Here is a 13,144-nt window from a genome sequence, read left to right on the forward strand (position 1 = left end):
TTATGAAAAAGACACTATATACATTGACGCTTTTTATCGTTGTTTTCTGCGCTTCCTGCGAATACGATAATTATGACCCACCCCAAATAGAATTTTCAGGTAGATTGACCTATGCGGGCAAAACACTTCAATTCGACGGCGCAGATGGAAGTTTGTCGAAGATAGTAGAGCTTTACCAAACCGGATTCGACAAAGCAGGTGGTGCCATTCCTGCAGTGGTATCGGCAAATGGGACTTTTAAACAACTCGTTTTTCCGGGAGATTACCAGGTTGTCATGAGGAACACACCTTACCCCTTTACTTTCGATAGTTGGGCAACCAAGCCTAACGGAGGGTATGATTCTCTCAGGGTTAGTATAACAGACAGCTATAACCTTGATATACCAGTCACTCCATATTTTGATATAAGTGATGTCAAATGGGAGACGTTAGGGACAAACCTGAATGTAACTTTCAAAATAAATCAGATACAACCAGGTGCTAGGGTAACAAAAGCCCGTGTATTTGTGAATACAGCTGCTATCGTGAATAGCAGTGCGAGGTCAAGTGCGGAAACAACTGTTACCGATATTTCAAATCCGGTAACGGTGCGAGTTAGCATACCAGATTACAGGTCAAAATATGCCAATAACTTTCGCGAATATGCTTTTATAAGAGTGGCACTCGAAACAGACAAATCCCCTACATACTTTCTCTGGTCGGAGGTATACAACGTCAAAGGTCTTCCTGTTGAATTTAATGACGTAACAGCAGACTATTTGACTAATTACAAACAGGAGTTCGAGCATACTCCATTAATTGATGGTCGAAGAGCAACCGTGATAGGCTGGAGCTTCGACTCATCGATGCAAGCAACAATGTATGACGGCTGGAGCGACCGCAGGTTTATGGGAGCCGAAAACTGGGGTGGACCGAATCTCCTTGCAGGATCGGTATGGCAAAGTCCAACATTGCCTGCAGGTAAGTATGTATTCGTGGCGCGGCGTGGCTGGAATTCAGGTGATCTGGGAGGACGTACCGACAGAGCTTACCTTGTGGTCTCCAAAGGAGAGACACTACAACTTGAAGGCTCCGGTCTTTTAGGTAAAGCCGATTGCGGCTTACCTGCAAACAGCCAGTCTATGTCTATAAATTTTGAATTAAATGAACAAACCAGAGTGAGCATGGGCTATAGTGTAAACTTTAAGGCGAGAGAAACCAACGCGGTATCCTTTACAAGTTTCTCGATTCTTAAGGTAGATTAAACTATGTGACCTGCTCTTTTCCGGTTGATGATCAAACATTATTTAAATGATTTTATCTAAATATTTAACTGCTGTGCTCATTATTTTTTGCTGCAGTAAAGTAATCTCGCAGCAGTTATCTTATAAGGAGGCGCGATTAGTTGTGGTAGGAATTGGAACTCAAAACAAAGGAATAGCGTTTATCTACAATGGCAATACTTATACCGGTCCGACAAAACACCCGGTTACTTTGATTAAGGATTCCGTTCATCTGAACAGCTATTATTCCACAGTGAAGCAGGAGGGTAAACTAATCATTTGTAAGGCGACTATCAAAACGGAAGCAGGCTCGGTATTTGACGTTACGGATAAGTACAGCAGTGATAGTCTGGGTTTCCGGCTGGACAGAGAAATTAAGGTGGCCAAGGATAATCCTGCCGATTTGTGGTTCAACTCTTTTTTTACATTAAGGACTGCTGTTAAATCCGAACTGGATGATTTTGAGTTTTTCGCGCCCGGGATATGGTATAAAGACAATAATTATCTGTCTTCGAATGCATTGGCCAGTGATTACAGTCACCATTACTTTTACTTTAGGGAAGACCGGCTGCCCTTGCCTGTTGTCATGCGCAGGAATAAAGTATCTGGAGCAACGGTCACCTTAATTCATTCTAATGCCTTTCCCAGAACGTTCAATAAAGATTTTGGGCTCAGTCGAATTGTAGATGAGCGAATGCAGTTCGGTGCCCTTGGCTTTAGCCAGTTAAACGAGAAGAATGCTATCACGTTCATGTTTCCGGGATCAGAGGGAGAGAAGACTTATATTTCTGCGAGAAGAATCCATGGCAGAGAGAACAAGCAATGGGCTTTGCGCAGTCATCCGGTGAAGAAAGTTGTATCCCACCGTTACCAATTAATAGTTAGGTTTTCTAATTCTAAAACTTATCCACAGGCTGTAAGTGAGGCCTGGAGAACAGCTTATAAAGCCTATGATCCTATCATTCACAAAGAGAACATGCAGCATGTCTATCAGGAAGAGATAAAGCTTCTGAACGACTATTGGAGAAATATCAATGGTGCGCCTGGATGGCCATTCTCTATTTATATCCCGAATGGAAATGTACGAGCATACAATTACCAGATGGGCTTTATTGGTTTTCAATTACCCAATGCCTATTACCTGTTGCGGAGTGGTTTGGAAAACGGGAATGCTGAGATGATTAAGAAGGCTTCTCTTGTAGTGGATTTTTGGGTGAATAATTCCTTAACGGCCCAGGGTTTACCCAAACCCTGGGTAACTCCAAATATAGACCAACCCGCAGAGTGGCGTAAATACCCATCGTATATGAGAATTTCAGGAGACGGGATGGAAGGGGCTTTAAATGCCTGGAGCATCATGAAAAAACATGGTATAGATAAACCTGAGTGGCTAGAATATTGCGAAAATTTCGGCGAATGGTTGGTTAAGAATCAGAACCCTGATGGCAGCTTTTACCTTGCGTACGACTGGTGGGACAAAGCGAAAATATCGAACGATAATAAGCATACTTCCACTAATGTTATTCGATACCTCCTGGCGCTTTATAAAGTTACCAGGAAAACCCAATACTTGAATGCAGCATTAAAAGCAGGAGACTTTAGCTATGATTTCATCCATGACGACTATTTGTATGTAGCGGGCGTAATCGATAACCCTCGGGTGAAAGATCGTGAGTCCGGCCAGCAGGCACTTTATGCTTTTCTCTCGCTTTATGATGTTACTGCGGATCAAAAATGGCTTAATGCGGCTACGCAGGCGGCATATTATACAGAAACCTTCATTTACGCTTACAATGTGCCTATGGCTGAAGGAGACAGCTTGACAGATTTTCCATCGCAAAAATCCACTACCGGACAAACGCTTATTGCAACCGGGCATTCCGGTGTAGATAACGGTATCTCCTTCTCCTCTTTTCAGTATTACAGGCTATACCTGCTCACAGGTGACAGGCATCTGCTGGATATATCCAAAATGCTCATGTACAACACCCTTCAGACCATGGATTTAGATGGAAAGATGGGCTATAAATACGCGGCTCTCCAAACAGAGGCATTTTCGCTGGTAGGAGGGACAAGGGGGCATAGCGTACGACAATGGCTTGCCTGGAATACCGCGGCCGTGCTGGATCCCTTATTACGTTTTAAAGATGCATTTAATGAATTTGATATCGAAAAGCTTGAAAAACTGCCTATAGAAGAAAGACTGAATATGAGCAGGGCTTACGCAAAATCTTTCGGCTTATCTCAGCAAACGGAGGCGGCAGATGGAAAGAATTAAACGAATACTCGGTATGATCCTCTTTCTTTCTTCTACGATCGTCGTAGTCGGTCAACCTATCGGAAAGAAGAATTATAACTGGCATGGCTATGCGCCTTTTTACCTAAGCGCAACTTTTACAAAAAGCTTTTGGATAGACGATTTGTTGCCGTTTGGATTTAAGTTAAGCAAGCAATCCCGTGTGAAGATGGATACTGTGGAACAGAGCGGTTCCCTACCTGTCACCGACAGCACTTTTTTCGCCTCTGCAACTTATTTTTTTAATGATTCGGTTGTTCAAAAAGTAAGGCTTTATCCTGTTAAAGATAGGGCTATATTGAAGATTCGTGATACGTTAGAGAACGTGCTGGATGCCTATTTTCTTCGAAAGGACTTTTCTAACACAAAAGAGACCGTTTACTCTGACGAAGACCTACTGGTAAGTGTAAATATCGAACATAATTTTTTGGAGATCAGTTCTTTGAACCACCAGCGTTTGTTTGAAGAAGTTGTGTCTGTCATTGGACTCAGAAATTATAGCATTGATAGCCGAAGCAGTTATAGCCTGGCCTTAGACGAGGTTCTACACCTTAGCTTCTTCAATCAAATCACGAAAGAAAATAATGTACAGCTCGCTTTCAGCATTCGGTATAATAGTACCAAACCTATCTATTTTGAAGAGATAATATTCGAACTATCCGAAGGCAAAAAGATTCGCTTTCCGGTGAAGCCTTTAAAAGAACCGTACGAAGAAAAAGTAAGTCGTTGTTTCATAGGGGTAGAAGAACTAAAACGAATTTTGAAATCAGAAAAAGTGCGGATAATCTTATCAGGAAGTCAAACCAGATCGTATTTGATGCCCGACTATCAAAGGCACTCCTTAAAAACAGCCTTACAGTTTTATAAAGAAAATGTAACCCATCCGCTTATTCATTATCCCGGCTGGTGAAAATTCCAATAATTACTTAACAAAGCACCGTAAACAAATGAAGAAGATCCTCATTGCATTTATTACCCTCCTGAATTTCTCCGGCGATTTACTTGCTCAGGAAAATACAACCCGGCAGATGCTCACCCCTTGGTCGGGGAAATTAGATAAAGAAAAACCTCTGAATAACTATCCACGGCCTAGCCTGGTAAGGGCAGGATGGGAGAACCTCAACGGCCGGTGGGATTATGCCATAACGCGCCAAAGCAACGGAATTCCCAACAGGTGGCATGGTGAAATTATCGTTCCCTTTCCGGTAGAATCTTATCTGTCAGACGTAAAAAAAAGCGTCGGAAAAGATAGCTTACTGTGGTACAAAAGAACTTTTACTGTAGATAGGGAAAATTCTGGTAAGAAAATACTGCTGCATTTTGGCGCATCTGACTGGCGAACGGAAGTGTACATCAATAACAGGAAAGTAGGTCGCCATGAAGGCGGTTATACTGAGTTTACTTTTGACATATCACCGTACCTAAAAGGGGGTAAAGAAGAGCTGATGGTTAGTGTATGGGATCCTACTGATGACGGTAGGCAAGCCCGAGGCAAGCAAGTAAAGAAGCCGGGAGGGATATATTATACACCTGTAACCGGTATTTGGCAAACTGTATGGTTAGAGATAGTGCCTGAAACTTATGTAGAGTCATATCGGATCAAGACAGATATAGATCAGTCCATTGTAACCATCAACCCTGTTGTTCTTAACGCCCAAAACAGAGATTCACTTATGTTGACCATTTTAGATGGCGCAAAAGAGATTTTAAATAGAAAGTTTACAGCAAATATGGAAATGACTTTTAACCTTCCGGGCGCAAAGCTATGGAGTCCGGATGCGCCAAACCTTTATAATTTCCAACTCAGGGTTCTAAGAAACGAGAAAACTCTCGACAGGATAGACGGCTATTTTGGCATGCGTAAAATAGAGGTGACTAAGGATGAAAAAGGGGTAGATCGGTTGTTTTTAAATAATAAAGCGGTGTTCCAATATGGACCTCTGGATCAAGGCTATTGGCCTGATGGTATATATACCGCCCCAACAGAAGAAGCCCTTGTCTCAGATATTATGATGATGAAGGAATCCGGTTTTAACATGGTGCGTAAGCATGTAAAGGTCGAACCTGCCAGGTGGTATTATCACTGTGACAAACTTGGCTTAATTGTTTGGCAGGATATGCCAAGTGGCTACGGCGAGATTGTACCCGTTAAGGATCATGATCAGTCTGTTAATGGCAGTTGGCTGGATAAAAACTATAAAGATGTAGATCGGGACAGTATTTCCGAATTATCATTCCGTAAAGAATGGTCAAGTATCATTTCCCAGCTTTATAATCATCCAAGCATCTGTGTGTGGGTGCCTTTTAATGAAAGTTGGGGACAGTTTAAAACCAACGAAATCTTAAAGTGGACGAAAACTTTAGATCCAACTCGTATAGTTGATGGTCCGAGCGGATGGATAGACAGGGGAGAAGGCGAGACCCGCGATTATCATCTATATGGCGACCGTTTGAAAGGAATACCACTTGAAAAGGACCGGGCACTGGTGATCGGCGAATTTGGAGGATTAGGATACGCAGTTCCCAACCATATTTACTCGAGCAATGCCTGGAGTTATAAGGGATTTAAAAATAGTAAGGAATTGGGAATTGCCTATAAAAAGTTAATAGATAAAATTGAAATATTAAAGAATCAAGGCTTTTCAGGTGCAGTATATACCCAGTTAACAGACGTGGAGACTGAAATTAACGGTCTGATTACCTATGACAGGCAGAAGATAAAGATTCCTGTAAGCAATTTGAAGAAATTACATAACAGGCTGATCAGAAAAGACAAGTGAAACGGAGTAAGACAGGAAAATTGAGGTACCTTGCCGTATTTCTATCCTGTATATTTGACGATAAAATAAGCTAATCGGGGTTGCCTGGTATCTGCTTTTATCGTCAAACTTCCGTCTATTAAGGTGGTACATGAAACCCGATATTGGAAGACACAGAACCAGAGGCAGTCGTGATAGAGAAAAGCGACTTCAATATCGCATAGCTCGGATATATTAGTAGGCTTCTCATCACCGAATTATTTAGCCAAACGTTAAGAGGAAAGTTTGGGATTCCACCGTCTTAATATTTGCAGATGAAGCGTCAATCTTATCAACAAAGAGGGATTAAGGTTGAATCCCTCTTCAACCACTCCAATAGGTTCTCTGTAATCAACACCACCATACACAGCAACGGTTAAATTTTGATAAAAGTACAGATCAAACAGTTGGTATAGTTCCTCCATCAATCACATACTCAGTCCCCGTCGGGTAGCCAGCCCGGTCGGAAACCAGGAAGCCAACCAATTCCGCAACATCTTCCGGTTGGGCCGGTCTGCCGATAGGAATACCTCCAAGAGCATCCATACGCTCTGCGTAGCCTGCTCTATGGTCACTTTAGCACTATCGGCAATACGCTCCATCATTCGCGTAGCAGCATGTGTCATGATCCAGCCGGGAGAGACGGTGAGTACGCGAACTCCCTTAGCTGCAACTTCGTTGGAGAGACTCTTGCTGTAGTTTAACAGAGCCGCTTTCGCTGCCGCATAGGGTAGGGTTGAGTCGTACAGAGGAAGTCTGGCCTGAATAGAGGCAATATAAATGATCACCCCGCTGCCGAGCTGCAGCATCTGCGGTAGAAAGCCCCTGTCGAGACGTACCGGTGCCAGCAGGTTGGTGGATAGGGTTGATTCCAAATCCTTGTCCGTCAGAACAGCAAAGCCACCGCCAGGCGTTTCAGAACCTCCAAGATTATTGATCAGGATGTCGAGCCTTCCCCATTTTTTTAGTACTTCATCGATAACCTTCCTGGTTCGTTCAGGCTTACTCAGGTCCGCCTGAACGAAATGCAACGCTCCTTTGGTAAGTCGCTGATACCCGTGATCAGCGCAATAGGCTTGTGGGGCGATGAGCATCAGGATCGTTTAAGAAACTTGATATGGAAGCGGTGTTCCATATTAAGAAAAGGTGATTATATTAGTAGTGCATCCTTGTATCATAGGTAATTAATCCAGTTACTTAAAACCGATTAGAATTATGGTAACCATCGACAACATGCGGAAATTAGCGCTTTCGTTTCCTCAAACTACGGAAGAACCGCATTTTGAGAAGACTTCTTTCAGAGTGAAAAAGAAAATATTTGCAACGTATGACGATAAAAACAAAAGGGCTTGCCTTAAACTTTCGGAGATAGACCAAGACGTCTTTTCTTCAGCAGACAGAACAATCATTTATCCCGTAGATAGCAAATGGGGCAAACAAGGATGGACAACAATAGAAATGGAAAGGGTAAATAAGGATTTGTTCATTGACGCTTTAACAACGGCATATAAAGAAGTTGCGCCTAAAAATATTCAGTGACAAAGCACAGCGGCTGTCCGGATCTTCACGCTTATTTTAGTTTCAGAACTTTTATACCCCCATCACCTGTAGCATTTGAAAAAAACATCTTTCACTTACTGCCATGCTGGACTCCATCTACATAGATGATCAGTTTTAAGAGTACGTCTTAGGTGCAACTACTCCGAACTCAATCGATAAAAGAACGTTAGGTTATAATTATTCAAAGCCACATTAGGTTAGGCAGAGCCAATAACCTAAGCATAGTATCCGCAGAATTTTACTTAATTTGCTTGACGATGAGGTTTTTAACGATTTTAGAAAAACGTGGACGCATTAACCCTTATCGTAGTAATAATAAGATTTGAAATTATAGCAGTATTAGGCCATGTTAGATTTTGTAATAAAAAGGCTAACCTATTTATGTGAGATCATACCACCGCTTTTAGCAAATATAGGTGAGCCTTTATTCTCAACGAGACCAGATATCAACAAATGGAGCAAAAAGGAAATAATAGGTCACCTGATAGATAGTGCTACAAACAACCATCAACGCTTTATACGTGCCCAATTTGAACTTTGCCCTTTGATCAGTTATGACCAAAATAAATGGAATCAGTTCAATTTTTATCAACATATAAATGGAGAGCAAGTTATTTTATTTTGGACAGTATATAATAAGCAATTGATAGAGTTGTTTAAGCAAATTCCCGAAGAAAGTTTGAAGTTAGAATGTAAAACAACCCCGGAGAACTCGTTAACCATTGACTTTTTAATCAATGATTACCTTGAACATTTGGAGTATCATTTAAGGCAAGTAGTAAATTATCCACCTCATAATGCGACCTAGCATATGCTAAAGCAAGAACCGCCGGAATTACTGGTGCCTTGTTGTCTTTTGCAATAAGAAAGTGAGTATAGAGCGGAGACCTCGTCAAAGCCATTAATAGCAAAATTCATTTATGGATTAGTAAACGTTGAGTCAGCAAAAGGAATATCAATATTTATACCTATTTACTTATTGATGACCAAAGAACCTAGCGGAGACAAATATTTTTATTTACTTTCGTAAAACATACTAGTTAGTATCTTATGTCAAAAGCAGAAGCAACACGCAGCTATATACTTCAAAAGTCATTTGATCTAATCTATCAAAAGGGTTATCAGTCGACAAGTATTGATGAAATCATTGCAACTACGCAAGTAACAAAAGGTGCATTTTTTTATCATTTCAAAAATAAAGAAGAAATGGGTCTTGCTGTTATCAGTGAGATTATGTCTCCGAGTATGAGTGATTTTTCTACTGCATACTTGAAAGAAGGAGGAGATGTGCGTACGAATATCTATAAGATGATGGAAGCGCTGTTACTTAAAAACGACTTTTTCAAAGTAGAGTACGGGTGCCCTTTAGTCAATTTGATTGAAGAAATGTCCGCACATAACCAAGCATTTAGAAAGTTGCTTAGACGTGTGGTCGTTGCCTGGCAGACGGAAATTGAGTCCGCGCTGTCAGTGGCTCAGAACGAGGGGCAAATTGCGGGGGAGCATGATCCCACGCAGATCGCACAATATATTACTGCAAACTATGGCGGCGTTCGTTACCTTGGTAAGGTCTTTGGCAAACAGTCCTACAAAACATTTCTGCACGAATTCAAGAAATACCTAGACTGTCTACACTAATTTCTTTAAACAGAAACATACCATTCAGTATGTTCACAAACCCTATTTCTCATGTACACATTTTTATTACCTCTCCATTCTTTATTCCGGTGGCTGGTACTCGGCAGTCTGCTGTGTTCTATCTTTTTCTCCTATAAGGGCTTGTTACAAAAGAGCGTGTTCACACCAATGGCAAATAACTTGCGTCACTGGACTGCAACTATTGCTCATATCCAACTTCTTATCGGTATGACGCTTTATTTTCAGAGTCCCATTATTATGTTCGGGATGTTTGAAACGACTGGTGGAATCTTGAGCGATCATAACTTTTTTCGTTATCTGCACGCATCACTGATGATCTCCGCAACTGTGGTGATCACAATCGGATCAGCTAAAGCGAAACGCCAAGCAGATGATCAGGCCAAATACCAGACCATATTGCGATGGTTTATCTTGGGATTGGTGATTATTTTTATCGCTATTCCATGGCCTTTCTCCCCACTCGCAACCAGGCCATTGTTCAGACATTTTTAAAATGCCCTCTGATTATATCTAAACATTTTTTATGACGAATAATACTATGAAACAATTACTTGCAACACAATTAGGGCGTTTAAGGTTGGTAAGCTACCTGGAGGGCATATCGCTTCTCGTACTGCTCGGAGTCGCAGTTCCACTTAAGTATATCGCCTCAGATCCGACTATGGTTAAAATTATTGGCCCATTGCATGGGTTGTTATTCCTTTGGTTTATCCTTAGTACGCTAAGCGTTGGGGTAGAAAGACAGTGGAGATGGCAAACTACCTGTAAGGTCTTAGTTGCCTGCATTATTCCATTCGGCACATTCTACATTGATCGCCACATATTACAACTAGCTTCAGAAACCGGGGGCCAGACAGGTAAATAATCCTTACTGATCACCGACATGTAAAGATTTAGAATCTTAACAACAGCCTGCATTTAGCCGGGAGATAAACATTTGTTACATGAAATTGACTACTCGTACCATCACCATGGCTTATTACTCCAGATATTTGATTGCAAATCCCTCGACTTTCTCTCCTAGCCAATTATACAGACTGAGTACACAAGGATTAAAGATTGACATGAAAACTAAATAAGTACTGATAGAGGCTGTAAATAGATTTCTGAAAGAAAAGCTAAACGGGAAAGGATTTGTGTTCAAAATTTAGTCTTCTATCCCGGTATAACGTAATCGAGTATGAAAAAAATAGTTGGTTTATTGATCACTCTGGCAAGTTTTACAGTGTCAGCACAGCAGTCGAATTTTGAAAACGTTTATCCTTTCATCGAAAATGTAGAGGTATTTGAAATCAACCAGACTGAAGGCCACACGGTTTGTATCCCTATAAAATCGGTTGAAGAAGCATTAAATCTTCAGAAATGGAAGTCAGAAAATGTGCTTTCGTTGAATGGAAGCTGGAAATTCCATTTTGCTAATACTCCGGAAGGTACACCCAGGAACTTTTTTACATCAAATTTTAATGATCAGAAATGGTCTGAAATTAAAGTTCCTTCCAACTGGGAAATGCAAGGCTTTGGAGATGCTTTTTTCCGAAATGTTGCCCATCCGTTCCGCTCCAATCCGCCTTTTGTCCCTCGCGAATACAACCCGACTGGCTCGTATCGAAAAACATTTAACCTACCTGCAAATTGGAAAAGCAAACGCATTTTATTACGCATGGAGAAAACCGCTTCGGCATCGTTCGTCTGGATCAACGGACAGGAAGTTGGCTATAATGAAGGAGCGCACGAGCCTGCTGAATATGATGTTACCAGATTCCTTAAACCAGGAAAAAATACCATTGCCGTCAACGTAATTAAATATTCAGATGGAGTGTATCTTGAAAGTCAGGACTATTGGCGCCTGGCAGGTATTTTCGATGATGTCTGGCTGTATGCAAAATCGGATGTACATATCTTCGACTGGCATGCCACTACCGATCTGGACAATAATTATCAGAACGCAAAACTGAATCTGCAGATTACGGTAAATAACCAATCGAAAACTGACAAGAAGAATTACAAGGTTCGAGCTTCGCTATTTAATTCAGACAATGTGTTGGTTAAGAATTTTACCTCTGATGCAGTTCAAATAACTGCTGATAATAAGCAAATTTTTAATATTTCATCAGATGTAGTTGACCCTAAAAAGTGGACTGCTGAAACGCCCAATCTTTACCGGTTAACGTTGGAATTAATCAACAGCGAGGGTAAAACCGAAGAGATAGTTGCCGGTCGCATTGGCTTTAAAGAGACTGAAATTCGTCATCAGGTTTTCTATCTGAATGGAAAAGCCATCAAACTTAACGGCATCAATACGCACATGCAGCACCCCGATTTAGGACACACGATGGACGAAGCGACCATCCGGAAAGACTTTGAGATACTGAAGCAATTCAATATCAATTGTATACGCATATCACACTATCCACCTGTAAGACGCTATTTAGAATTGGCAGACGAATATGGGTTTTACATCATCGATGAAACCGGAAATGAGGCACATGCTACTGAATATTTGAGCGATAAGGCCGAGTGGGAACCCATGTACCGTGAGCGGGTGCGCAAGATGGTGTTGAACGACCGAAATCATCCATCCATTCTGTTTTGGAGTGCTGGGAACGAAAGTGGCGAAGGAAAGAATATTTGTGCCGTAATTGATGAAGGACGGAAATTTGATACTACCAGATATTGGATGTATGGAGGAAATGCTTTTTCGCATTCTTGCGAAGAAATCATCGGCCCACGATACCCATCACCTTTTGATCTTAAAAATCAGGTAGGGATGGTTCCTGAGAGTGTTGATCCGAGACCATCATTCATGGACGAATACCTTTCGGTGGCTGGAAATGCCGGTGGCGGACTTGACGAATATTGGGATGTGATTTACCAGTATCCACGCATTATGGGCGGGGCAATCTGGGATTTCGTGAGTCCGGGATTGCGCGAGACAGTTCGCAAATTGACAGATACTTCGCCAAATAAGGTCGCCACTCACATCATGGGACGCGCCAAGCTGGTTGCCGGACACGATGGAAAAGGTATTGATCTGAATGGTCACGATCAGTGGGTGGAAGTTTTTCAGGATAGAAAAATTGAAATCTCCGGTAATGAACTAACCGTTTCCTTCTGGATCTTTCCACGCGACTTAATGAAAATGGGCGGAACACTACTCACCAAAGGAAACAATCAATTTGGTTTGCAGCAGATTGGTGCAGATTCGCTCGATTTCTATATCTACACTTCAAAAAAGACAGTTGCACGTGGTGAATTACCCAAAGATTGGACACGAAACTGGCATCATGTCGCAGGTATTTATAACGGGAAGTCAATATCACTATTTATCGACAACAAAAAGGTGGCTGAAAACCCTGTCACCGGGAACATTACTAACTTCCCTTTTCCTCTTAACGTGGGCAAGAACGCCGAGACACATGGCCAGCATACCTCGGTGTATTTGTGCGATGCTATTATCGATCAGGTGGGTATTTTCACAAAAGCGATTGAAATCAATGACTTATTTGCAGCGAAACCTGACTTAAAAGACCGTGCAGCTTTGTGGCTCGATTTTGAACAGGAGCAAAACA

The 13,144-nt window shown here is 41.6% G+C and carries 11 protein-coding genes and 1 pseudogene; 10 read left to right on the top strand and 2 right to left on the bottom strand.

Going from position 1 to position 13,144, the window contains the following annotated elements:
- Window positions 1–2: 2 nt before the first annotated feature.
- Genes ACKI5J_RS11175 through ACKI5J_RS11190 form a run of 4 tightly spaced genes read left to right on the top strand, consistent with a single transcriptional unit; the run spans window position 3 to window position 6,338 of the window.
- Entirely contained in the window at window positions 3–1,244 is a 1,242-nt protein-coding gene (locus ACKI5J_RS11175; RefSeq protein ID WP_407429500.1) for a DUF3823 domain-containing protein, read from the top strand.
- A 46-nt stretch (window positions 1,245–1,290) separates the two neighbouring features.
- Window positions 1,291–3,540: a hypothetical protein gene (locus tag ACKI5J_RS11180; RefSeq protein WP_407429502.1), complete on the top strand. Its 2,250-nt coding sequence runs from the start codon at window positions 1,291–1,293 to the stop codon at window positions 3,538–3,540.
- Entirely contained in the window at window positions 3,527–4,468 is a 942-nt protein-coding gene (locus ACKI5J_RS11185) for a hypothetical protein (RefSeq protein WP_407429504.1), read from the top strand. The genes ACKI5J_RS11180 and ACKI5J_RS11185 overlap by 14 nt, the downstream gene beginning before the upstream one ends.
- A gap of 37 nt (window positions 4,469–4,505) precedes the next feature.
- Window positions 4,506–6,338: a glycoside hydrolase family 2 protein gene (locus ACKI5J_RS11190; protein WP_407429506.1), complete on the top strand. Its 1,833-nt coding sequence runs from the start codon at window positions 4,506–4,508 to the stop codon at window positions 6,336–6,338.
- 417 nt (window positions 6,339–6,755) lie between these two features.
- On the opposite strand, the gene ACKI5J_RS11195 is transcribed toward ACKI5J_RS11190, so the two are convergent.
- Both ACKI5J_RS11195 and ACKI5J_RS11200 read right to left on the bottom strand, forming a co-directional pair.
- Entirely contained in the window at window positions 6,756–6,902 is a 147-nt protein-coding gene (locus ACKI5J_RS11195) for an SDR family oxidoreductase (RefSeq protein WP_407429508.1), read from the bottom strand.
- A 110-nt stretch (window positions 6,903–7,012) separates the two neighbouring features.
- Window positions 7,013–7,450: pseudogene (locus ACKI5J_RS11200) on the bottom strand (SDR family NAD(P)-dependent oxidoreductase); the annotation flags it as partial.
- A gap of 121 nt (window positions 7,451–7,571) precedes the next feature.
- On the opposite strand from ACKI5J_RS11200, the gene ACKI5J_RS11205 reads away from it, so the two are divergent.
- The 6 genes from ACKI5J_RS11205 to ACKI5J_RS11230 form a co-directional block, all read left to right on the top strand.
- A complete protein-coding gene (locus ACKI5J_RS11205) occupies window positions 7,572–7,895 on the top strand; it encodes an MmcQ/YjbR family DNA-binding protein (RefSeq protein ID WP_407429510.1) in 324 nt (107 codons plus the stop codon).
- Between the two features lie 367 nt (window positions 7,896–8,262).
- Window positions 8,263–8,724: a DinB family protein gene (locus tag ACKI5J_RS11210; protein WP_407429512.1), complete on the top strand. Its 462-nt coding sequence runs from the start codon at window positions 8,263–8,265 to the stop codon at window positions 8,722–8,724.
- Between the two features lie 242 nt (window positions 8,725–8,966).
- A complete protein-coding gene (locus ACKI5J_RS11215; RefSeq protein WP_407429514.1) occupies window positions 8,967–9,554 on the top strand; it encodes a TetR/AcrR family transcriptional regulator in 588 nt (195 codons plus the stop codon).
- 51 nt (window positions 9,555–9,605) lie between these two features.
- Window positions 9,606–10,067, top strand: coding sequence for a hypothetical protein (locus ACKI5J_RS11220; RefSeq protein ID WP_407429516.1), 462 nt, complete (start codon window positions 9,606–9,608; stop codon window positions 10,065–10,067).
- 46 nt (window positions 10,068–10,113) lie between these two features.
- Window positions 10,114–10,440, top strand: a complete 327-nt coding sequence (locus ACKI5J_RS11225) for a DUF3817 domain-containing protein (RefSeq protein WP_407429518.1) — start codon at window positions 10,114–10,116, stop codon at window positions 10,438–10,440.
- A 315-nt stretch (window positions 10,441–10,755) separates the two neighbouring features.
- On the top strand, window positions 10,756–13,144 hold a 2,389-nt coding region (locus tag ACKI5J_RS11230), incomplete at its 3' end, for a glycoside hydrolase family 2 TIM barrel-domain containing protein (RefSeq protein ID WP_407429520.1).

The sequence above is a fragment of the Arcticibacter sp. genome (assembly GCF_045629565.1).
GTDB lineage: Bacteria > Bacteroidota > Bacteroidia > Sphingobacteriales > Sphingobacteriaceae > Arcticibacter.

Excerpts from the sequence above, each read along its gene's own strand:
- ACKI5J_RS11175 (WP_407429500.1), top strand. The coding sequence starts at position 3 with ATGAAAAAGACACTATATACATTGACGCTTTTTATCGTTGTTTTCTGC.
- ACKI5J_RS11180 (WP_407429502.1), top strand. The coding sequence starts at position 1,291 with ATGATTTTATCTAAATATTTAACTGCTGTGCTCATTATTTTTTGCTGC.
- ACKI5J_RS11185 (WP_407429504.1), top strand. The coding sequence starts at position 3,527 with ATGGAAAGAATTAAACGAATACTCGGTATGATCCTCTTTCTTTCTTCT.
- ACKI5J_RS11190 (WP_407429506.1), top strand. The coding sequence starts at position 4,506 with ATGAAGAAGATCCTCATTGCATTTATTACCCTCCTGAATTTCTCCGGC.
- ACKI5J_RS11195 (WP_407429508.1), bottom strand. The coding sequence starts at position 6,902 with ATGGATGCTCTTGGAGGTATTCCTATCGGCAGACCGGCCCAACCGGAA.
- ACKI5J_RS11205 (WP_407429510.1), top strand. The coding sequence starts at position 7,572 with ATGGTAACCATCGACAACATGCGGAAATTAGCGCTTTCGTTTCCTCAA.
- ACKI5J_RS11210 (WP_407429512.1), top strand. The coding sequence starts at position 8,263 with ATGTTAGATTTTGTAATAAAAAGGCTAACCTATTTATGTGAGATCATA.
- ACKI5J_RS11215 (WP_407429514.1), top strand. The coding sequence starts at position 8,967 with ATGTCAAAAGCAGAAGCAACACGCAGCTATATACTTCAAAAGTCATTT.
- ACKI5J_RS11220 (WP_407429516.1), top strand. The coding sequence starts at position 9,606 with ATGTACACATTTTTATTACCTCTCCATTCTTTATTCCGGTGGCTGGTA.
- ACKI5J_RS11225 (WP_407429518.1), top strand. The coding sequence starts at position 10,114 with ATGAAACAATTACTTGCAACACAATTAGGGCGTTTAAGGTTGGTAAGC.